Here is a 19992-nt window from a genome sequence, read left to right on the forward strand (position 1 = left end):
CCCATGCGCAGCCCCCGCGACTTCCTGAAGCCCCAGGCCGTCGGCGCCCCGGATCCGGTCACCGAGATCCCGGTCAAGCCGTCGCGCATGATCCACTTCTTCGACCCCTCGAACGAGAAGATGGCGGCGAAGCTGCCGGAGATCGCGAAGAAGACCGACATCCTGCTCGGCAACCTCGAGGACGCGGTCCCGGCCGATCGCAAGGAGGCCGCGCGCGAGGGGCTCGTGAAGATCGGCAAGGCCGTCGAGCTCGGCGACACCGCCCTGTGGACGCGTGTCAACTCGCTCGACAGCCCCTGGGTGCTCGACGACCTGCTCCGCCTCGTCCTCGAGATCGGGGACCGGCTCGAGGTGGTGATGGTCCCGAAGGTCGAAGGGGCCTGGGACATCCACTACGTGGACCGGCTGCTGGCGCAGCTCGAGGCGAAGGCGCGGCTGCGCCGGCCGCTCCTCGTGCACGCGATCCTCGAGACCGCGCAGGGCGTCGCCAACGTCGAGGAGATCGCGCAGGCCTCCCCGCGCATGCAGGGCATGAGCTTCGGCCCGGCCGACCTGGCGGCGTCGCGGCGCATGAAGACGACCCGCGTCGGCGGCGGGCACCCCGGCTACCGGGTGGTCTCGGACCCCGACCCGCAGAACCCCGAGGCGCCGCGCGCCGCGGCCCAGCAGGACCTCTGGCACTACTCGATCGCGCGCATGGTGGACGCCTGCACCTCGAACGGCCTGCTCCCCTTCTACGGCCCCTTCGGCGACATCAGCGACGCGGTCGGCTGCGAGGCGCAGTTCCGCGCCGCCTTCCTGATGGGCTGCGTCGGGGCCTGGTCGCTGCACCCCGCGCAGATCGAGATCGCCAAGCGGGTGTTCTCGCCGGATCCGGCCGAGGTGGCCTTCGCGCGCCGCGTGCTCGAGGCGATGCCCGACGGCCGCGGCGTCCTCATGCTCGACGGCAAGATGCAGGACGACGCCACCTGGAAGCAGTGCAAGGTGATGATGTCGCTCGCCGAGCTGCTCGCGAAGAAGGACCCGGAGCTCGCGAAGCAGTACGGGTTCTAGCGAGCGCCGCCCCGGGTCGCCCGCGCCGCCTGCACGGGCCACACCAGCTGCGCCGCCCAGCCATCCGGTACCGGCTCGCCTCCGCCGATCCCGTAACGCGCCGGCCAGCGCTGGCCCGGCAGGTACCCGGTGCCGAACAGCCGGTCGAGCCACGCCCAGTGCACGGCGAAGTTGCGGTCGCGCGCCTCGGGCTCGGCGGCGTGGTGCCAGTGGTGGAAGCGCGGCGACACCAGGACCTGCTCGAGCCAGCCGAAGCGCCAGCCGACGTTGGCGTGGATGACGGTCGCCTGCACCGCCACCCAGAGCAGATAGGCGGAGAGCGCCGCCGGCGAGAAGCCGAGCAGCAGCAGCGGCGCGAAGACGGCCGCACGGCTGCCGACGACGTCGACCAGGTGCAGCCGCGAGCCCGCCAGCCAGTCCATCGCCTCGCTCGAGTGGTGGATCGCGTGGAAGCGCCACAGGAACGGGACGGCGTGGAAGGTGCGGTGCGCCGCGTAGCCGCCGAGGTCCGCCACCACGAGCGCGCCCGCGAGCTGGAGCGGCAAGGGGGCCGCGCCGACCGCCGAGCGCAGCGCGTCGAGCGCCGGCCAGCGCAGCAGGCCGAAGAGCACGACGGCCGGCGCCATCGTCAGGAAGGTGAGCCCCTGCACGCCGACGTGGCTCACGAAGAAGTGCGCGAGGTCCGTGCGCCAGCCCGCGCGCAGCACCGGCTGCTCGCGGCGCCGCGCGAAGACGCGCTCGAGCGGGACGAAGACCAGCGCCAGCAGGAACAGGTCGAGCACGAACCAGTCGAGCCCGAGGTGGTGGGAGCGCGGCACCGGCTCCGGGACCGCGACGCCGGCGCCCCCGAGCGCGAGCCCGAGCGCGGCGAGCGCGAGGCCGGCCCCGCCGAGCCGGCGGCCACCCCCCGCGAGCAGGGCGAGCGCACCCAGCGCCAGCGCGGCGGCCAGCCCGCCCGCGATCGCCGCCCGCACCAGCGGCATCGGGTAGATCGCCCGCAGCTCGGGCGTCGTGAGCAGCGCCGGGAAGCGCAGGCACAGGACGGCCAGCAGGCCGAGCGCGCCGAGGAAGAGCGCCAGCGCCCCGGGGAGCGCCTGGCGGGAGCGGGCGGAGGGAGCGGCGGGCACCGGGATCACGGCCGCCTCATCGACGGCCGAGAGCCGCGACTGAACCGGTCGGGCGCGACCCGGCGCGCCCGCTCCGAGGGGCCGCTCGGCCCGCGCCCGGCGGCCCGCTCCCGGGCGACGGCTGAGCCCGTCGGAGCGCCGGCTACGACGCCTTCGAGAGCTCCAGCATGCGCTCGAGCGGCCGCAGCGCCCGCGCGCCCACCTCCTCCGGCACCGTCACCTCGGGCGCGAGGTCGCGCAGGCACAGGTAGAGCTTCTCCATCGTGTTGAGCCGCATGTAGGGGCAGCGGTTGCACGAGCAGCTCTCGTCGAGACCCGGGACCTGCACCAGCTCCTTGTCGGGCACGCGCTTGCGGATCTGGTGGAAGACGCCGTCCTCGGTGCCGATGATCAGCATGCGCGCGGGGGAGGCGATCGCGCGCTCGATGATCTTCTTGGTCGAGCCGACGAAATCCGACTGCGCGAGCACGGCCGCGTCGCACTCGGGGTGCGACAGCACCTCGGCGTCGGGGTGCGCGACGCGCAGCTCCGCCAGCGCGCGCGCGTTGAACTGCTCGTGCACGATGCAGATCCCGGGCCACGCGATCAGGTCGGGCCGGCCGGCCTCCTGCGCCACCCAGCGCGCCAGGTGCCGGTCGGGCGCGAAGACGATCGGCCGGTCCGCGAAGTGCCGCACGATCTCGACCGCGTTCGACGAGGTGCAGATCACGTCGGAGAGCGCCTTCACCGCCGCCGAGGTGTTCACGTAGCTGATCACGACCAGGTCCGGGTGCTCGCGGCGGTGCTCGGCGAGGAAGGCCGCGAAGTCCTCGGCCGGGCAGCCGTCCGCGAGCGAACAGCCCGCCTCGAGGTCCGGCACGACGACGCGGGTGTCGGGATTCAGGATCTTCGCCGTCTCGGCCATGAAGTGGACGCCGCAGAAGGCGATCACGGCCTGGCGGCTCTGCTGCGCGACGCGCGCCAGCGCCAGCGAGTCGCCGACGTGGTCGGCCAGGTCCTGGATCGCGTCGTCCTGGTAGTAGTGGGCGAGGATCACGGCGTCGCGCTCGCGCTTGAGGCGCCCGATGGCGTCCTCGAGGTCGCCGGGAAGGGCGTCGAGGTCGCCGGGACGGGGGCCGGAGCGGCGGGCGGGGGCGGCCATGGCGGCAACGTAGCGCCCACCCGGTCGCTGGGCGCACGGAACGACCTTTCCACTCCTTTGGGAACGCGCCTTCCCACCAGAGCCGCCGCCGGCTCCGGGCAGACTCAGAAACATCAATGATTTCGATATCTTGAGATTCTTGCTGCCAGCCCGCGGAGCGGCATCCGGCTTGCATGTCATGCAGCGGGCATTCCTTCGGGAAGGGGAAAGCATGCGACGCAGTCTGCTCTCGGCTCTGGCTCTACTCCTGGCGCTCGGCTGGTCCGTCCGGGCGGATGCGCTCCAGCTCGTTCCGGCCGCGACGGCCCGGTTGCACACCCTGGCGAGCGGGCAGCCCGGAGCCCAGTGGAATACCAGCGGCCTCGGGACGGGCGGCCAGTTGAGCTTCGATTCCGGCACCGGCGTCGCCACCCTGACCGGCGTCCTCGACGTCCTCAACTGGTTCGACACCGCCAACGGCTCGTGCGCGACGGACGCCGGCTCGAACTGCGCGTTCAACTACTCGCCGGACCTCACCTTCAGCCTCGACGCGCAGTACGCGGGCACGGTGGTGACGCCGGTCGCCCCGAACCTCGTGAACGTCACGCTGAACTTCGCGACCACCGCCAACGGGCTGCCCGACCTCACCCTGAGCGACCCGACCGACCCCGGCTTCGGCAACGTCCTCGAGGGCGACTGGCAGGCGGGCCTCTTCAACGGCAACCCGACCACGGGCTTCTCGATCAGCGTCCTCTACAACACGCTGTCGGGGACCGCCACCTTCCAGACGGCGAACTCGAGCGCCTTCCTCGCCGTCGACCCGGGCACGGCCTACGCGAGCCTGTTCGAGAGCGGCTCGAGCTACTTCGGCCTCAACATCGCGAGCCTCTCGGACTTCGGGGGCCCCGGCGGCAACCTGAGCTCGATCATCGCCTCCGCGATCGCGAGCGGCACGCTCCCGGACTTCACGGCCGAGGGCAACGGGCAGGTGTACCGGGTCACCTCCGGCGAGTTCGTGCCCGAGCCGGGCACGGTGCTGCTCCTCGCGAGCGGCCTCACGCTGCTCGTGGCGCGCCGCCGGAGCTCGTGAGCGGAAGCGGGTGAGAGGACCCGGGGCTGGATCGAGGGGAGTTCGAGGCGGGCCGGCCCGCTGGAGGTGAGAGAGGGATGACGAGAACCCGGTCGATCGCCGCCATTGCGGCGGCTGCGCTGCTCTTCCCGGCCAGCTCCTGGGCCTTCTCCTTCGGCAGCTTCGCGCCCGGCGAGCAGATCCTCTCGATCCAGCTCGCCGCGGGCGACCAGAACAGCCCGACGATCACCTTCGACGGAACGACCAACACGATGATGTTCGACGCCTCGGTGTCGACCGTCACCACGAACCTGGGCGTCTACACGGTGCCGCTGGGGGACGTGGTGTTCTCGAGCACCGTGACGATCCAGCCGGGAACGGAGTCGGTCTACCAGCCGGTGGCCCCCTTCTTCGGCGGGCAGGTGGCGGCGCAGTTCTCGAACGGCATGGCGGCGGACCTCTCGATCGTGGACATGGGGCCCGGCGGCGCCGGCCTCCTGCTCCAGGGTGACTACGCCGGCATCCTCGACTTCATCGCGAACGCGCCGGGCGGCTACGGGTTCCCGATCGTCGGCAACCTCGACGGCGACTTCTCCGTGACCGGCGGAGACGCCTCGTTCACGGCCGCGTTCGGGTCGGCCGGGAGCTACTTCGCGAACCTCGCCAGCTTCCTCACGGGCAGCGGGACGCCGGTCGGCTCCAACCTGTGCCTGATGATCGCGGGCGGCTGCCCGGGCGGAACCACGATCGGCGACTTCACGGTGAACCCGGCTGCAACCATCATCCCGGTCCCTGAGCCCGGGATCGTGGCGCTGACCGGGATCGCGCTCGTGCTGCTGGCCCGCCGTCGCGTCGTGCCCTAGCGATCCCTGGATCCGGGGCCGTCCTCGCCGCGCGCAGACCCGCCGGGTCCGCCGGACGGGGTGGACCTGGTGAGTGTCGATGAAGCGAGCCGTGCTGCTCCTGCTCCCGATCTTCGCCCTCGCGGCGGCGGGGTCGAGCTGCGAGCAGGGGACGCCGCCGACCGTCACGCTGGGGCTGAACGGCATTCCGGAGGAGATGAGCGCTCTCCTCGTCGTCCCGCCCTCGGGCTTCGTGGTGAACCTGACCATCACGCCGGGCGAGGACGCCGTCGAGCCGGCGAGCCTCCTGGCCGGGGCCAGCCGCTGGGGCGGCGGCACGTCGCCGCCGCTCGAAGGCCTGTTCGTGGCGACGCCGGGCGGCATCCAGGCAACGATCCCCCCCGCGCTTGCGCTGGCCTCGGGCACCTGGACGTTGTTCGTCATGGTCCGCGACGTGGAGGGCCGGACCGGCACCGGCTCGATCTCCTTCGCAGTTCGTGACTTCGCCGGCGGGACCCCTCCGATCGGCCAGGGCCAACAGATCTGGCTCGACTTCGAGGCGGACCGCGACGCGACGCCGGGCCCGGACTTCGCCGTCGACCTCGAGCGCTTCGGGCTCGCGTCGCCGGCGGCGCCGGCGATCGCCGCGGACGCCCGCGCCCTCGTGACCGAGGCCGTCCTCGCGCGGGTGCGCGAGGCCTACGGGCAGGACGCCGGCGGCTCGGGCGAGGGCGCCATCGCGGTGGCCTTCGGCGCCCTGCCGCCAGGGGCGGGCGACGTGACCCGGATCTGCGTGGGAGGCGAGGATCCCGGTGGCGGCTCCACGATCGGCAGCATCCAGCTCGACCCGAACAACGCCGCGCGCAACAGCGTCGAGTGCGGGACGATCCCGCCGACCGGCGTGTTCCCGCGCGAGCTTCTGGCCTACCAGAGCCAGTCCTCGTTCCACGACGTCTTCGACCCGCTGCGGCCCGAGGCCGGCGGCATCCGGCTCGGCGAGCTGCTCTGGGACGCCTTCGTGCTCGATCCCGCCTTCGACCCGCAGAGCGCTCCGCCCGAAGCGGCTGCCCGACATGCCGTTGTGATGGCGGCGATCGAGGCCTTCGCGAACGTGTTGGGATCGATCGTCGCGCACGAGGCGGGCCACGCGCTCGGCCTGGTGGCGCCGGGCCCCCCGGGCGGCGGGCTCTTCGGCGGCGGGGACGGCGCCGCCTACACGCACGCGCTGAACCCCGACGGCTCGACCCCGAGCGAGAACTTCCTGATGAAGGCGGGCAATACCTTCAACTTCGCGAAGCTCGCGGGGATCGGCTACGGGCTCCCGGCCTTCCGCCCGATCGAGCTCGCCTACCTGCGCGACCAGCTGGTGCTGGCGCCGCAGGTGAAGCAGCTCCTGGCCCCTCCCTTGCTGACGGGCATCGCCCCGTGGCAGATCAGCGGCTCGGCGCAGCTCGTCACGATCACGGGCAGCGGCTTCGCCGCGATCCCGACGGTGCGCCTGCGCAACGCGGGCTACACCTACCACGCGATGGGCGAGGCGCTCCAGTCCGGGGAGCAGATGACGTGCTGGGTGATTCCCGGGCAGGTGCCGGACGGGAGCTACGATCTCGAGCTCACCAACCCCGATGGCCAGCAGGCGCTGCTGCCCGCCGCCGTCGAGGTCTGGTGAGCCCCGCCATCAGGCGCCGCTCGCGACCCGTTCGAGCTGCTCCTCGAGCTCCCGGGTCTCGCCCTCCCAGTAGGTCGCCGTTCCGAAGTGCGGGAACGTCGAGCGGAACTGGGGCTCGTCCCAGCGCCGCGCGATCCAGCTCGAGAGCTTGAGGAAGCGCGCCGCGCGCAGGGGCTCGACGAGCTCGAGCCAGCGCGGCTCGAAGTCGCGGAACTGCCGGTAGCCGGCGAGCAGCGCGTCGCGCTGGCGGCGGCCCTCGGCGTCGCGCCCGGGCGACAGCACCCACACGTCGTGCACGGCCGGGCCGACCACGAAGTCGTCGAAATCGAGGAAGAACCAGCCCTCCCGGCCGCGCAGCAGGTTGCCGCGGTGGCAGTCGCCGTGGATGCGCAGGAAGGGGACGCCGGCGAGGCGTGACTCGTAGACGTCGGCCAGGCCCTCGACCGCCAGCGCGTAGCGATCCTCGCAGTGGGGCGGGAGGAGCCCGCGCTCGAGAAGCTCGTCGAGCGGGTCGAGGAGCGCCGTCTCCGCGTCGAGGGCGGGGCGATCCTGGGGGCGGCGCAGCGCGCCCACCGCGTGGATGCGAGCGAGCAGGCGGCCCACGATCGCGAGCTGCCCGTCGTCGAGCTCGTCGGGCTCGCGGCCACCGGTGCGGGGCCAGACGCCGAACCAGATGCCCTCGCGCTCGCCGAGCGTCGTCCCGTCCGCGAGGGCCAGGGGCGCACAGACGGGGATCTCGGCCTCGCGCAGGTCGAGGAGGAAGCGGTGCTCGTCCTCGAGCGCGGCGCGGCTCCAGCGCCCGGGCCGGTAGAACTTCACGACCACGCTCGAGGACCCAGAGGGCTTCGCGGGGGCGCCGTCCTCGAGCCGCACGTCGTAGACGCGGTTCTCGAGAGCGCGCAGGACCGCGCAGTGGCCGCTCGGGCGCAGCCCGGCCGCCTCCACCGCCTCGAGCGCGGCCTCCGGCCCCAGTGCCTCGAAGCGCGCGCTGGCCACGGCGGCGGAAGCTAGCCCCTCGGGGCGTGTTTCGGTAGCTTGGTCGCGCAGTTACACCGCGAGGCCCCGACCCCATGCGCAGCTCCCACCGCGACCGCCCCTGGGTCTTCCGCACCTACTCGGGCCACACCTCCGCGCGTGCCAGCAACGAGCTCTATCGCAAGAACCTGGCCAAGGGCCAGACGGGGCTGTCGGTCGCCTTCGACCTGCCCACCCAGACCGGCTACGACGCGGACCACCCGCTCGCGCGCGGCGAGGTGGGCAAGGTCGGGGTCCCGATCGGCCACGTCGAGGACATGCAGCAGCTCTTCGCCGAGATCCCGCTCGAGCGGATGAACACCTCGATGACGATCAACGCCACGGCGGCCTGGCTGCTCGCGCTCTACGTCGCGACGGCCGAGCGCCAGGGCGTGGACCCGAAGCGGCTCGAGGGCACCACCCAGAACGACATCGTGAAGGAGTACCTCTCGCGCGGGACCTACGCGTTCCCGCCCGAGCCCTCGATGCGGCTGATCAGCGACCTGATCGCGTACACGGTCGACGCGATCCCGAAGTGGAACCCGATCAACATCTGCTCCTACCACCTGCAGGAAGCGGGCGCCACGCCGGAGCAGGAGATCGCCTTCGCCATGGCGAACGCGATCGCCGTGCTCGACGCGGTGCGCGCGCGCCCCGACGTGCCGGCCGAGGCGCTGCCGCGCGTGGTCGGGCGCATCTCGTTCTTCCTGAACGCCGGCATCCGCTTCGTCGAGGAGACCTGCAAGGGCCGCGCGATGACGGAGCTGTGGGACGAGATCACCCGCGATCGCTACGGGGTCGCGGACCCGGCCCTGCGCCGCTTCCGCTACGGGGTGCAGGTGAACAGCCTGGGGCTCACCGAGAGCCAGCCCGAGAACAACATCATCCGGATCGTGCTCGAGGCCCTCGGCGTGACGCTCTCGAAGAAGGCCCGCTGCCGCGCGCTCCAGCTCCCGGCCTGGAACGAGGCGCTCGGGCTCCCGCGGCCCTGGGACCAGCAGTGGTCGCTGCGCATCCAGCAGATCCTGGCCCTCGAGACCGACCTGCTCGAGTACGAGGACCTCTTCGACGGCTCGCCCGTGATCGAGCGCAAGGTGCGCGCCCTGCTCGCGGGCGCCCGCGAGGAGCTCGAGCGCGTGCTCGCGATGGGCGGCGCGGTGGCGGCGGTCGAGAACGCCTACATGAAGCGGCGGCTGGTCGAGTCGCAGACGGCGCGCCTGCGCGCGATCGAGAAGGGCGAGATCCCGGTGGTGGGCGTGAACTGCCATCCGGAGAGCGAGCCCTCGCCGCTGGCGCAGGGCGCGCAGGCCTTCCTGAAGGTCGACGAGAGCGCCGAGCGCGAGCAGATCGAGCGGCTGCGCGCCTTCCGCGCCCGCCGCAACGCCAGCGAGGCGAAGGCGGCGCTGCGCGGGCTCCACGACGCGGTCGCGGCCGGGCGGAACGTCCTGCCTGCCTCGATCCGGGCCGCCCACGCCGGCCTCACGACCGGCGAGTGGGCCGGCGTGTTCCGCGAGCGCTACGGCGACTACCGCGCGCCGACCGGCGTCGCCGTCTCCACGGTGGCGGAGGCCGACCCGCAGCTCGAGGCCGTGCGCGGCCGGGTGCGAAGGCTCGCCGACGCCCTCGGGCGCCCGCCCAAGCTCCTGGTCGGCAAGCCCGGGCTCGACGGCCACAGCAACGGCGCCGAGCAGATCGCCGTGCGCGCGCGCGACGTCGGCATGGAGGTGGTCTACGAGGGCATCCGCCTGACCCCCGAGGAGATCGTGCAGTCGGCGCGCGACGAGGGCGTGCACGTGATCGGGCTCTCGATCCTGTCGGGCTCGCACGGCGTCCTGGTGGTCGACCTGCTCGAGCAGCTCCGCGCCGCCGGGCTCGCCGTGCCGGTCGTGGTGGGCGGGATCATCCCGGACGACGACGCGGCGAAGCTCCGGAGCGCGGGCGTGCGGCGCATCTACACGCCGAAGGACTGGGACCTGAACCGGATCATGAGCGAGATCGCGGAGCTCGCCGGCGAGTCGGCCGCTGCAGCCTGAGCGGCGCCCCGACGACGCCGACCTCGTGCGCCGGCTCCTGGCGGGCGACCGCGACGCCGTGCCGGCGGCCCTGAACCTGATCGACGACCGCCGGCCCGGCCGGCGCGAGGCGGCGCTCGCGATGCTCGACGCGCTCGAGCGCGAGGCGGCGGCGCGCGCCGCGCGCGGCACGCGCCGCGACCCGCCGCGGATCGGCGTCACGGGGGCCCCCGGCGCCGGCAAGTCGACGCTGCTCGACGCGCTGGTGCGCCGGCTGCGCGCGCGCGGCGAGACGGTCGGGATCGCCGCCGTCGACCCCTCGAGCCGCCGCTCGGGCGGCGCGCTGCTCGGCGACCGCGCCCGGGTGCGCGCGAGCGCCTACGACCCGGGCGTGTTCCTGCGCTCGATGGCGGCCCGCGACCGGCTCGGTGGCCTCGCCGACGCCACATGGGCCGGTGTCACCGTGCTGGCGGCCGTCTTCGACCGCGTCTTCGTCGAGACCGTCGGCGTGGGCCAGTCGGAGGCCGAGATCGTGGACCTCGCCGACACGCTGCTCTTCGTCGCCCAGCCCGGCGCCGGCGACGTGCTCCAGTTCATGAAGGCGGGGCTGCTCGAGCACCCCGACGTCTTCGCGGTGAACAAGGCGGACCTGGGGCCGCTCGCGGAGCGCACCGCCAGCGAGCTCGCGAGCGGCGTCGCGATGAGCGCGCGCGACGGCACGGGCTGGGCCCCGCCCGTGCTGCTCGTGTCCGCGCGCGACGCCCGCGGCGTCGACGAGGTGCTGGCGGCGCTCGACGCCCACCGGCGGCACCTGGAGGCGTCGGACGAGGGCGCAGCCCGGCGGCGGCGCGGGCGCGAAGCGCTGGTGGCCGGCGCGCTCGAGCGCCGCTACGGGAGCTTCGGCCTCGAGCGGATCGGCGGGCTCGACGGCCTGCGCGTGCGGCTGCGCGAAGCCGGCGACCGCTCCGGCTTCGCGCTCGTGCTCGCCCTCGGGCGCGAGATCGAGGCGGCGCTCCGTGCGCAGCCTGCCGGATCACCGGACCTGCGGTCCTCGGGATCACCGGACCTGCGGTCCTCGGGATCGCCGGAGCTGCGGTCCCCGGGATCGCCGGACCTGCGGTCCCCGGGCTCATCGGGCGAGACGCCCCGATGAGCCGCGCGCGGGCGATCCTGCGCACGGTCCTGCTCGCGCTGGCGCTGGCCTTCGGCGTCGGCTTCGCGATCGGCACCTGGCTGCGCTGTGCGGCCGAGAAGCCCGCGGTGATCCTAACGCGGGCGGCCCTCCCACTCGACGTCGGGCACGCCGGCGCGGCGGTTCTCGAGGCGGGCGAGCACGAAGAGCAGGTCGGAGAGGCGGTTCAGGTAGCGCACCGCCGCCGGGTCGAGCGTCTCCAGGCGGTCGAGTGACACCACGTGGCGTTCGGCACGGCGGCAGGTGGTGCGCGCCACGTGGAAGGCGGCGGCGGCCGGTGTCCCGCCCGGGAGCACGAAGCGCTCGAGCGGCGCGAGCTCGGCCTCGAAGATGTCGATCTTCGCCTCGAGGGCCGTCACCGCCAGCTCGTCCGGCGCGGCGATGCCGGTCTTCGCGCGGTGCCGCTCCTCGGGCGTCGCCAGGTACGCGCCGAGCGAGAACAGCTCGCGTTGGATCCCCTGGAGCAGGGCGCGCAGGTCCTCGTGCGCGGTCGCAGCGGCCGCCACGCCGAGCGCGGCCTCGAGCTCGTCCACCGCGCCGTAGGCGCCGACGCGCGGATGGTCCTTCGGCACCCGCCCCGCACCGATCAGGTCGGTCTCGCCCCGGTCGCCGCGGCGCGTGTAGATCTTCACGCCCGCAGCTCCTCGTCGATGCGGCGCTCGATCTCCGGGTCGAGGGGGGCGCGTGGCCCCGGCAGCGGCGCGCGGGCGCCCGCGCCCTGGCGGCGCAGGAAGACCCACACGATCGCGCCGCCGGCCAGGAACGCGACGACCGGCAGCACGTAGGCGGCCATCCCGAAGCCCTCGGCGCGCGGCGCCTGCAGGATCACGTCGCCCCACTGCGCATAGAGCTCGTCCTCGACGGCCTGGCGCGGGCGGCCTGCGCGCTCCTGCTCGGCGATCCACTCGCGCATCTCGGCCGCCTGGCTGCTCGGGCAGGCCATCAGCGTGCGGCCGGGGCAGAAGGGGCTCATGAGGCCGTTGTAGAGCTCGACCGCGTACGGCGGCTCGGCGGCGGCCGCCGGCAGCGCGCTCGACGCCGCCAGCAGCACGCCCGCGAGCAGCGCGGCGATGCCGAGGCTTCGCATCGTGATGGTGTCCTCTCTCAGATGTCCCAGTGGAGCTGATCGGGCTGCTCCGAGCAGTCCTGGTCGCGCTGGAGCTGGAGGTGCGCTTCGATCTGCACCTTCGAGCAGGGCGGCACCGAGTGGGTGAGCCACACGTTCCCGCCGATCACGCTGCCGCGGCCGATCACGGTCTCCCCGCCCAGGATCGTCGCGCCGGCGTAGATCGTGACGTCGTCCTCGATCGTCGGATGGCGCTTCACCCCGCGCAGCACCTGGCCCGCGCGCGGCGCCTTCGCGCCCAGCGTCACGCCCTGGTAGAGCACGACACGGTCGCCGATCTCCGCGGTCTCGCCGATCACCACGCCGGTCCCGTGGTCGACGAAGAAGCGCCGGCCGATCTTCGCTCCGGGGTGGATGTCGATGCCGGTCCGGGCGTGGGCGTGCTCCGCCATGATGCGCGGCACGAGCGGCACGCCGAGCGCGCAGAGCTCGTGCGCCACCCGATGGGTCGCGATCGCCCGGACGGCCGGGTAGGCGGCCACGATCTCGGCGTAGCTCCGGGCGGCCGGATCGCCCTCGAAGGCCGCCTCGACGTCTTCGGCGATCGCCGCGCGCACCCTCGGCAGGCGCGCGACGAAGACGGAGACGACGGTCTCGGCGTCGACCCCGGCCGGCAGGCTCAGGCGGGCCAGGATCCGGCGCAGCCAGTGGACCAGGTCCGGCAGCTCCGCTTCGAGCACCGCTCGCTCCCGGCGGTGGAGCACGAGGCGCAGGATCCGGTCGGACCAGGCGACCACGTCCTCCCACTCCGGAATGCCCTCGGCGGCGGCCTTCGAGAGCGCGTCGCCGTTGCTCGTCGAGAGGGCGGCGATCGTGGCCTCGAGCCGGTTGCCGTCCCGGGGACGATCGGGGATGCCGTCGGTCATGCGCGGAAGCTCCTGGGGCGCGCGTCGCGAGCAGGGCGAAGGTAGCGCGGCCGGGCGTCCGGCCGCCTCGGGGGATCCGGCCGGTCCCGGACGCGGCGCGCCGTGGTATCGTCGCGCCGGGCGCGCCTCCCGCGCCCGACTCCAGTGCGCAGCGGGTCGCCCTCCCCCGGACCCGAGGCCAATGCCGTCCCTGGCCGCCCCGGCGCGCCGGGGCCCGGCGCGCGGCGAAGGGTCTCTTGGCGACGGTCTACAGCCACTCCCGCCTGTCGAGCTTCGAACACTGCCCGCGCCAGTTCCACTATCGCTACGTCGAGCGCCGGGCCGTCGACACCGAGGGCATCGAGGCCTTCGTCGGCAAGCGCGTGCACGCGGTGCTCGAGCGGCTGAACCAGTTCGTGGAGCGCGGGCTCGTGCCGCCGCTCGCGAAGGTGGTGGGCCGCTTCCGCGCCGAGTGGGAGGCGCACTTCGATCCCGCGCGGATCCGCATCGTGCGCAGCGAGAACCCGGCCGCGGCCTACCGCGAGAACGGCGAGCGCTGCCTCGCCAACCACTACCGCCGCCACTACCCCTTCGACCGCGACGAGACCCTCGGGATCGAGGCGCACCTCGCGTTTCCGCTCGACGAGGCGGGCAGCTACCGGATCCAGGGCTTCGTGGACCGCCTCGCGCGCGCGCCGGACGGCGCGATCGAGGTCCACGACTACAAGACCGGCCGCTGGGTTCCCTCCCAGGAGCAGCTCGACGCGGACCGCCAGCTCGCGCTCTACCAGCTCGGGGTCCAGGCGCGCTACGGAACCGACACTCCCGTGCGTCTGGTCTGGCACTACCTCCTGCGCGACCAGGTGCGCGTCTCCACCCGCACCCGCGAGCAGCTCGACGCCCTGCGCGCCCGCACCATCGAGCTGATCGATCGCATCGAGTCCGAGCAGGCCTTCGACCCCCGCCCCGGCAGCCTCTGCACCTGGTGCGAGCACAACGACGTCTGCCCCGCGATGGGAGCCCGCAAGGCCGCCGCCGCTCCCGCCGCCACCGCCGCTCCCGCCGCGCCCCGCCAGCTCCCCCTCCTCTGAGGACCGCGCGGATCGCGCGGGAGAGCGGGCGCGGCCGGGTCGGCTAGGCTGCCCGCATGGCGCTGCGCATCGAGCGGATCCCCACCCTGTCCGACAACTACAGCTATCTGCTGCTCTGCGAGGAGAGCGGCGAGGCGGCCGTGGTGGACGCGCCCGAGGCCGAGCCGGTCGTGAAGCGCGCCGACGCGCTCGGCGCGCGCGTGACCCGGATCCTCTCCACCCACCACCATCCCGACCACGCGATGGCGAACCCGGAGCTCGCGGAGCGCTGGAAGGTTCCGGTCTTCGGGCACGCGTCCGACGCGGGCCGCCTGGCCGGCTTCACGAACGGGCTCGAGGAGGGCGACACCGTCCCGGTCGGCCGGCACCACGCACGGGTGCTCTTCATCCCTGCCCACACGCGCGGCCACATCGCCTACGTCTTCGACCAGGCCCGGGCCGCCTTCACCGGCGACACGATGTTCGCGGGCGGCTGCGGCCGGCTCTTCGAGGGAACGCCCGAGATGATGTTCGCCTCGCTCCAGAAGCTCGGCGCCCTGCCCGACGACACGCGGATCTTCTGCGGCCACGAGTACACCGAGTCGAACCTGGTCTTCGCCGCGCACCTCGAGCCGGACAACGCGGCGGTGCGCGAGAAGCTCGCCCGCGTGCGCGCGCTGCGGGCGCGCCGGGCCGCCGACTGGCACGACGCCACGCCCGGCGAGATGACGATCCCGTCCACGATCGGCGAGGAGCGCGCGACGAACCCCTTCCTGCGTGCGGCCGACGCCGCCGAGCTCGGCCGCCGCCGCGCGCTCAAGGACTCGTTCCGGGGCTGAGATGGCGCGCCCCGTCCTGCTCGCCCCGGCCGGCGCCGCCTCCTCCACTCTCGAGCATCGCGTCGCGTTCTACGAGACCGACGCGATGGGCGTCGTCCACCACTCGAACTACGTGCGCTTCCTCGAGCTCGCACGCGTGGTCTGGATGGACGAGCACGACCGCCCCTACCGCGAGTACGCAGCCCAGGGCCTGCACTTCGCGACCACCGCCGTGGAGCTCCGCTACCACCGCAGCGCCGGCTTCGACGACCTGCTCGCCGTGACCACCTGGATGGAATGGCTCCGGCGCGCCTCGCTGCGGATGGCCTACGAGATCCGCCGCGCCGGCACGCTCGTCGCCAGCGGCGCCACCGAGCACGCGATGGTCGACCTCGAGGGCCGCCCGCGCGGCATCCCGCCGGAGCGGCGCGCGGTCCTGCTCACGCGGATCGGCGCCGCGCCCCGGAGCTGAGCCCCTACGGCCGGAGCGCCTTCGGGAGCACGCGGCGCAGCAGGCCTCGCACCTGGCCCTCGGCCCAGCCGCTCGCACGCTGGATCGCGTCGAGCGCGTCGCCCTGTCCGGACCAGTGCGAGCGCACGACGTCGGGATGGACGTAGTTGAGGACGCGCGAGAGCGTCGCCGCCACGATCAGCAGGTCGTCGAGCAGGCCGAGCGGCCCGAAGAGCGCCTCCGGGAGCAGGTCCACCGGCGAGAGCACGTAGCCGACCCCGAAGAGCGCGATCGCCTTGCCGCCGGGCGGAACGCGGGGATCGCGCAGCAGCCGGAAGAGCAGCACGGTGAGGTCCGGCAGCAGCAGCAGCACGTCGCGCACGCCCGAGCGGCCGCCCGGGTGCGGCGCCACCAGCGCCTCGCGCACGCGGTCGTAGAAGCGCCTCTCGCGCGGGTTCAGGTCGATCGTCACGTGGCGGTCGCTCATCCCGCGATGGCCTCCCCTCCGTCGACGCGGATCACGTTGCCGGTGACCCAGCCGCAGCCCGGCTCCGCCAGCGCCACCAGCGCGCCGGCCACGTCCTCGGGCTGCGTGAGGCGCCCGCGCGGGTTGCGCACGCGCGAGAGCTCGAGCATCCGCTCGGAGCCCGGGATCTTGCGCACGGCCGGGGTGTCGGTGACACCCGCCTGGATCGCGTTGGCACAGGCCTCGAAGGGTGCGAGCTCGATCGCGAGCTGGCGGACCGCCGCCTCGAGCGCAGCCTTGGCCACGCTGACCGGCCCGTAGCTCGGCCAGGCCCGGCTCGAGCCCTCGCTGGTCATCGCGAAGACGCGCGCGCCGCGCTCGAGCAGCTCCGCCCCGACGAGCGCCTGCGTCCAGTCGACGAGGCTCGTCGCCATCACCTCGAGCGTCATCGCCATCTGTTGCGCGCTCACCACGCCGGCGGCGTCCTTGGCGATCAGCGGACGCAGCGTCCCGAACGCGAGCGAGTGCAGCAGCACCCGCACGCCGGGCCCACCGCACCGCTCTTCCGCGAGCGCGCCGATCACCTCGGCGCGTCGCGCCGGGTCCGCGGCGTTCACGTTGAACCAGAGCGCGCGCCGGCCCGCGGCCTCGACGTCGGCCCGGACGGCCGCGGCGAGGGGCAGCGTCGCGCGCCGGTCGAGGTGCACGCCGGCGACGTCGAGCCCGGCACGCGCGAAGGCACGCGCCGCCGCGGCGCCGAAACCGCTCGACGCTCCGAGGATCAGGCACCAGCCCGGCGCGAGGCCCATCCGCTCTCCTCCGTCAGCCCGCTCGTGTCACGGCTGGAGCACGCCGGCGAGCGCGCGGCCCTCGGCGCCCGCGAGCGGGACCTCGAGCAACGCGGCGAGCGTCGGCGCGACGTCGATCTGCCGCAGCTCCGGCACCCGCACCGCCGGGCGCAGCCCGGCCCCCCACGCCACGAGCCCCGTCGCCATGCGTGGCTCGCCGGGAGCGTACCCTCCCGCCGCCCGCTGCGAAGCCGGGCCGAGCCGCGCGCCCTCGGCCCCGTCCTCGAACACCCAGCCGGGCGCCGCGTCGATCCCGAACCACGCCTGGGGATCCGCGCCGCGCGCCAGCATCTCCTGCGCCGAGACGACGTGGAAGGCGCCCGTCTGGCCGGCCGCCTCCTCGAGCGCGCGGCGCGCGAGGAGCGCGTCGTCCTCCTGCCGCGCGTAGACGAAGGCGCTGCCGCCGTTGCTGCGGGCGAGGGCATTCCAGCGCACGACGGAGCCCCCCTGCGTGGTGATCAGGCCCACCTCCGCGAGCACGGCGTTCGGGCGTACGGCGGTGTGGACGGGGAGCGTGCCGTGGTCGCCGGTCACGACGAGCGCGCTGCTCGCAAGCCGCCCGGCGCGGCCGAGGCAGTCGACCAGGCGGCCGAGCTCGGCGTCGGCTCCGGCCACCGCCGCCTCCGCCTCGCGCGAGCCCGGCGGCGCGGCGGCGCGTGCGATTCCGGCCTGTGCGAGCACGAGCCCGAGCAGCCGCGGCGGGCTCGCGCCGGTGAGGAGGGCGCAGGCCGCCCGCACGAGCGCGGCGTCGCGTGCTGCGCCCGGCTCCGCCGGCGCGTCCGGAAGCGACTGCGCCACCGGCGATCCGTCGGTCCCGGGCCAGTCGAAGGCCGCTGCGGCACCGCCCCCGCGCCCCACCGCCTGCCAGAGCGTCTCGCCCTCGATCGCGCTCGCCGGGAGCGGCCGCGGCGCGCCGACGCCGTTCGCCTCGAGCGGCCGCAGCGCGAAGGCGCCGTGCCGGGCCGGGCTGCGGCCGGTCGCGAGCGAGACGAGGGCGGGCAGCCCCGCCGGCGGGAACACCGGATGGAGCACCTCGACGGCAACGCCGCCCCCGGCGAGCGCGGCGAGCCGGGGCGCGAGGGCCGCAGCGGCCGGCGCCGGGAGGAAGTGCGCGGGCTCGAGCCCCGGGATCGCGACCAGGACGACGCGTTCGGGCCGGCGCGGCAGGCGGTCGGCGGCCGGCAACGCGGCCTCGTCACGCGGGGCTCCCGTGAATCCACCCGGGCCACCCGCGCAGCCCGAGGCGACGGCAAGCCCGACCAGCGCAGCGGTGCGCACCGCCGCCCCCCAGCGCCGGCGGATCATGCGAGCGCGCACCGGGACGTCAGGTGAAGACCCCCCTGCGCTCCGCGAGCCCGCGCGCGAAGAGCGCCTCGATCGCCTCGCGCACGCGCGCGACCTGCTCCTCGATCACCGCGTCCTCGTCGGTCGGCGAGCCCTGGAAGTGCATCGGCTCGCCGAAGTAGATCCGGTACTTGACCGGCAGGGGCAGGAGCCCGAGCGGGCCCAGCCACGGGAAGGTCGGGGTGATCGGGAAGGCGGGCATGCCGAGCGCCTGGCCGAGCCCGCGCAGATTCGCGAGCCCCGGCTGCTGCTCCTCGGAGCCGACCACCGCGATCGGCACGATCGGCACCTGGGCCGCGAGCGCGAGGCGCAGGAAGCCGGTGCCGAAGCGCTGGAGCCGGTAGCGGTCGCGGTAGAGCTTGTTCATGCCGCGCACGCCTTCCGGGAAGACCAGCACCGCCTCGCCGGCGTCGAGCATCTCGCGGCAGGTCTCGGGCGTGCCCGCCACCGCGCCGCCGCGCGCGGCGAGCTCGCTCACGAAGGGCAGCTGCGGCACCCAGTACTCGGCCATGCTGCGCAGGATGCGCGGCGGGTCGGCCTCGAGCAGCATCGCGGTCATGACCATCGCCGCGTCGAAGGGGAGCTGCCCGGCGTGGTTGGCGATCAGCAGCACGCCGCCCGGTGGAACCTGCTCGATGCCCGCGGTCTCCACCCGGAACCAGTAGCGGTAGAGCAGGAGCACGGGGAGGATCGACTGGCGCACGCTCTCCGGATGCAGGCCCCAGGGGTCGAAGCCGAACTCGTTGAGGCGGGTCGGGATCTTCCGGATGCGGTCGTCCACCTCGTGGAGGAGGTCGCGGGCGGCGAGCGGGAGCAGCGCGCCGCCGAGGTCGCCGAGCGCGCGCTGCCAGCCGGGTCGCGGGCTCATCGTCGCACCCTCAGCGCCGCACGCTGTGGAAGATCTCTTCGAGCCCGAACAGGGGCCGGAATCCGGTCGCGTCGGCGAAGCGCTTGCCCGACAGCGTCACCGGATACTTCACGTAGTCGATCGCTCCGGACGGATAGGGCACGACGCCCCACGCGAAGAGGCGGTCGAGGAGCGGGCGCAGGATCGGCTCGGGGATCGGCCAGGCGGTGCCGCCGCTCTCACGGATCGCCACCGACAGCGGCGTCGCACCCGGCCCCACGACGTTGAAGACGCCCTGCAGCCCGTGCTCGAGGGCGAGCGCGATCGCCTCCGAGACGTCCTCCTCGTGGATGAACTGGAGCATCGGGTCGAAGCCCATCACGGTCGGGACCCGGCGCTGGCGGAGGTACTCGCCGATCATCGAGTGGACGTAGTACCCGAGCACGTTGACCGGCCGGAGCACGGAGGTGCGGATGTGGGGGTACTTCCAGATGAAGGCGGAGGCGAGCGTGTCCACCTCGACGAGGTCGCGGATCTCGGGATAGGAGCGGCTCGCACCGAGCGGATGGTCCTCGTCCATGTAGAAGGGGTTCTCGGGGAAGGCGCCGTAGACGTAGCTGCTCGAGATGACGACGAGCTTCTGGACGCCGTAGCTCACGCAGTGGTCGAGGAGCTGCTTGGTGCCGCGGACGTTCACCTCGTGGCGGATCCGGTCCGGCAGCCGGAAGTGGCGGACGAAGCCCATGTGGACGAGGGCCGTCGGCTGCTCGGTGCGCAGCACGTCCTCGAACTTGCGCTTGCGCAGGTCCACCTCGTGGACCGTCACGCCCTTCGGGCGCCCCTCCCAGGGAACACGGTCGGCACCGGTCACCTCCCAGGTGTCGAGGAGCCGCCGGGCCAGCAGACGGCCCTGGCCGCCGGCAATGCCGGTGATGAGCACCTTCTCCATGGTGGCGGGTTTTCCATGGTAGCGACATTTCCATTGATTCTCCGGGTAGTTGCGAGCCGAGAGTATCGTCCGGACCGGGCCCGGGCCAGACCCATCTCGCGGCTCTCGTGGTATAACCCAACCCGAACGA

At 73.8% G+C, this 19992-nt stretch carries 20 protein-coding genes; 9 read left to right on the top strand and 11 right to left on the bottom strand.

From position 1 onward, the window contains the following. The first annotated feature begins 3 nt into the window (after positions 1-3). Positions 4-1053, top strand: a complete 1050-nt coding sequence (locus OZ948_05805; protein MEB2344236.1) for a CoA ester lyase — start codon at positions 4-6, stop codon at positions 1051-1053. On the opposite strand, the gene OZ948_05810 is transcribed toward OZ948_05805, so the two are convergent. Next, positions 1050-2189 (bottom strand): sterol desaturase family protein, encoded by a 1140-nt coding sequence (locus OZ948_05810; protein ID MEB2344237.1) that lies wholly within the window; start codon positions 2187-2189, stop codon positions 1050-1052. The genes OZ948_05805 and OZ948_05810 overlap by 4 nt on opposite strands. 133 nt (positions 2190-2322) lie before the next feature. Further along, complete coding sequence (nadA, locus tag OZ948_05815; GenBank protein ID MEB2344238.1) at positions 2323-3321, bottom strand: quinolinate synthase NadA; 999 nt, start codon at positions 3319-3321, stop codon at positions 2323-2325. 211 nt (positions 3322-3532) lie between these two features. Between nadA and OZ948_05820 the strand changes: the two genes are divergently transcribed. From OZ948_05820 to OZ948_05830, 3 genes are all read left to right on the top strand, one after another. After that, positions 3533-4390 carry a PEP-CTERM sorting domain-containing protein gene (locus tag OZ948_05820; GenBank protein ID MEB2344239.1) on the top strand — a complete coding sequence of 286 codons (858 nt, stop codon included), beginning with the start codon at positions 3533-3535 and terminating at the stop codon, positions 4388-4390. A 77-nt stretch (positions 4391-4467) separates the two neighbouring features. Continuing rightward, positions 4468-5232 (top strand): hypothetical protein, encoded by a 765-nt coding sequence (locus tag OZ948_05825; protein ID MEB2344240.1) that lies wholly within the window; start codon positions 4468-4470, stop codon positions 5230-5232. A 79-nt stretch (positions 5233-5311) separates the two neighbouring features. Next, positions 5312-6880: a hypothetical protein gene (locus tag OZ948_05830; GenBank protein MEB2344241.1), complete on the top strand. Its 1569-nt coding sequence runs from the start codon at positions 5312-5314 to the stop codon at positions 6878-6880. A 9-nt stretch (positions 6881-6889) separates the two neighbouring features. On the opposite strand, the gene OZ948_05835 is transcribed toward OZ948_05830, so the two are convergent. Then, positions 6890-7876: a serine/threonine protein kinase gene (locus OZ948_05835; GenBank protein ID MEB2344242.1), complete on the bottom strand. Its 987-nt coding sequence runs from the start codon at positions 7874-7876 to the stop codon at positions 6890-6892. A 74-nt stretch (positions 7877-7950) separates the two neighbouring features. Here OZ948_05835 and OZ948_05840 point away from each other — a divergent pair, with 74 nt between their 5' ends. Next, the gene (locus OZ948_05840; protein MEB2344243.1) at positions 7951-9927 is read left to right on the top strand and encodes a protein meaA; all 1977 of its coding nucleotides are present in this window, start codon (positions 7951-7953) and stop codon (positions 9925-9927) included. Positions 9928-9952: 25 nt separating this feature from the next. Next, positions 9953-11059, top strand: a complete 1107-nt coding sequence (locus OZ948_05845; protein MEB2344244.1) for a hypothetical protein — start codon at positions 9953-9955, stop codon at positions 11057-11059. Positions 11060-11172: 113 nt separating this feature from the next. Here OZ948_05845 and OZ948_05850 read toward each other — a convergent pair whose 3' ends face one another. From OZ948_05850 to OZ948_05860, 3 genes are read right to left on the bottom strand one after another with little or no spacing between them, the layout of a single operon-like run. Next, positions 11173-11730, bottom strand: a complete 558-nt coding sequence (locus tag OZ948_05850) for a cob(I)yrinic acid a,c-diamide adenosyltransferase (GenBank protein MEB2344245.1) — start codon at positions 11728-11730, stop codon at positions 11173-11175. Continuing rightward, the gene (locus OZ948_05855) at positions 11727-12185 is read right to left on the bottom strand and encodes a cytochrome c-type biogenesis protein CcmH (GenBank protein MEB2344246.1); all 459 of its coding nucleotides are present in this window, start codon (positions 12183-12185) and stop codon (positions 11727-11729) included. Before OZ948_05855 ends, OZ948_05850 begins: the two co-directional genes overlap by 4 nt. 17 nt (positions 12186-12202) lie before the next feature. Continuing rightward, positions 12203-13090, bottom strand: coding sequence for a serine acetyltransferase (locus tag OZ948_05860; GenBank protein MEB2344247.1), 888 nt, complete (start codon positions 13088-13090; stop codon positions 12203-12205). 236 nt (positions 13091-13326) lie between these two features. Between OZ948_05860 and OZ948_05865 the strand changes: the two genes are divergently transcribed. From OZ948_05865 to OZ948_05875, 3 genes are read left to right on the top strand one after another with little or no spacing between them, the layout of a single operon-like run. Further along, complete coding sequence (locus tag OZ948_05865; protein MEB2344248.1) at positions 13327-14160, top strand: PD-(D/E)XK nuclease family protein; 834 nt, start codon at positions 13327-13329, stop codon at positions 14158-14160. 56 nt (positions 14161-14216) lie between these two features. Next, positions 14217-14978, top strand: coding sequence for a hydroxyacylglutathione hydrolase (gene gloB / locus OZ948_05870; GenBank protein ID MEB2344249.1), 762 nt, complete (start codon positions 14217-14219; stop codon positions 14976-14978). 1 nt (position 14979) lies between these two features. Next, a complete protein-coding gene (locus OZ948_05875; protein ID MEB2344250.1) occupies positions 14980-15429 on the top strand; it encodes a thioesterase family protein in 450 nt (149 codons plus the stop codon). A 4-nt stretch (positions 15430-15433) separates the two neighbouring features. On the opposite strand, the gene OZ948_05880 is transcribed toward OZ948_05875, so the two are convergent. From OZ948_05880 to OZ948_05900, 5 genes are read right to left on the bottom strand one after another with little or no spacing between them, the layout of a single operon-like run. Beyond that, on the bottom strand, positions 15434-15895 hold the full coding sequence (locus tag OZ948_05880) for a DUF1232 domain-containing protein (protein ID MEB2344251.1): 462 nt from the start codon (positions 15893-15895) through the stop codon (positions 15434-15436). Continuing rightward, positions 15892-16683 (bottom strand): SDR family oxidoreductase, encoded by a 792-nt coding sequence (locus OZ948_05885; protein MEB2344252.1) that lies wholly within the window; start codon positions 16681-16683, stop codon positions 15892-15894. Before OZ948_05885 ends, OZ948_05880 begins: the two co-directional genes overlap by 4 nt. Before the next feature lie 27 nt (positions 16684-16710). Beyond that, a complete protein-coding gene (locus tag OZ948_05890) occupies positions 16711-18027 on the bottom strand; it encodes an alkaline phosphatase family protein (protein MEB2344253.1) in 1317 nt (438 codons plus the stop codon). A 19-nt stretch (positions 18028-18046) separates the two neighbouring features. After that, a complete protein-coding gene (locus OZ948_05895; protein MEB2344254.1) occupies positions 18047-18934 on the bottom strand; it encodes a lysophospholipid acyltransferase family protein in 888 nt (295 codons plus the stop codon). Between the two features lie 10 nt (positions 18935-18944). After that, positions 18945-19862, bottom strand: coding sequence for an NAD-dependent epimerase/dehydratase family protein (locus OZ948_05900; protein MEB2344255.1), 918 nt, complete (start codon positions 19860-19862; stop codon positions 18945-18947). Positions 19863-19992: the final 130 nt, after the last annotated feature.

Source organism: Deltaproteobacteria bacterium (genome assembly GCA_035063765.1).
GTDB lineage: Bacteria > Myxococcota_A > UBA9160 > UBA9160 > PR03 > CAADGG01.

Excerpts from the sequence above, each read along its gene's own strand:
- OZ948_05840 (MEB2344243.1), top strand. The coding sequence starts at position 7,951 with ATGCGCAGCTCCCACCGCGACCGCCCCTGGGTCTTCCGCACCTACTCG.
- OZ948_05820 (MEB2344239.1), top strand. The coding sequence starts at position 3,533 with ATGCGACGCAGTCTGCTCTCGGCTCTGGCTCTACTCCTGGCGCTCGGC.
- OZ948_05875 (MEB2344250.1), top strand. The coding sequence starts at position 14,980 with ATGGCGCGCCCCGTCCTGCTCGCCCCGGCCGGCGCCGCCTCCTCCACT.
- OZ948_05860 (MEB2344247.1), bottom strand. The coding sequence starts at position 13,090 with ATGACCGACGGCATCCCCGATCGTCCCCGGGACGGCAACCGGCTCGAG.
- OZ948_05830 (MEB2344241.1), top strand. The coding sequence starts at position 5,312 with ATGAAGCGAGCCGTGCTGCTCCTGCTCCCGATCTTCGCCCTCGCGGCG.
- OZ948_05825 (MEB2344240.1), top strand. The coding sequence starts at position 4,468 with ATGACGAGAACCCGGTCGATCGCCGCCATTGCGGCGGCTGCGCTGCTC.
- OZ948_05890 (MEB2344253.1), bottom strand. The coding sequence starts at position 18,027 with ATGATCCGCCGGCGCTGGGGGGCGGCGGTGCGCACCGCTGCGCTGGTC.
- OZ948_05900 (MEB2344255.1), bottom strand. The coding sequence starts at position 19,862 with ATGGAGAAGGTGCTCATCACCGGCATTGCCGGCGGCCAGGGCCGTCTG.
- OZ948_05855 (MEB2344246.1), bottom strand. The coding sequence starts at position 12,185 with ATGCGAAGCCTCGGCATCGCCGCGCTGCTCGCGGGCGTGCTGCTGGCG.
- nadA (MEB2344238.1), bottom strand. The coding sequence starts at position 3,321 with ATGGCCGCCCCCGCCCGCCGCTCCGGCCCCCGTCCCGGCGACCTCGAC.
- OZ948_05885 (MEB2344252.1), bottom strand. The coding sequence starts at position 16,683 with ATGGGCCTCGCGCCGGGCTGGTGCCTGATCCTCGGAGCGTCGAGCGGT.
- gloB (MEB2344249.1), top strand. The coding sequence starts at position 14,217 with ATGGCGCTGCGCATCGAGCGGATCCCCACCCTGTCCGACAACTACAGC.
- OZ948_05895 (MEB2344254.1), bottom strand. The coding sequence starts at position 18,934 with ATGAGCCCGCGACCCGGCTGGCAGCGCGCGCTCGGCGACCTCGGCGGC.
- OZ948_05805 (MEB2344236.1), top strand. The coding sequence starts at position 4 with ATGCGCAGCCCCCGCGACTTCCTGAAGCCCCAGGCCGTCGGCGCCCCG.
- OZ948_05880 (MEB2344251.1), bottom strand. The coding sequence starts at position 15,895 with ATGAGCGACCGCCACGTGACGATCGACCTGAACCCGCGCGAGAGGCGC.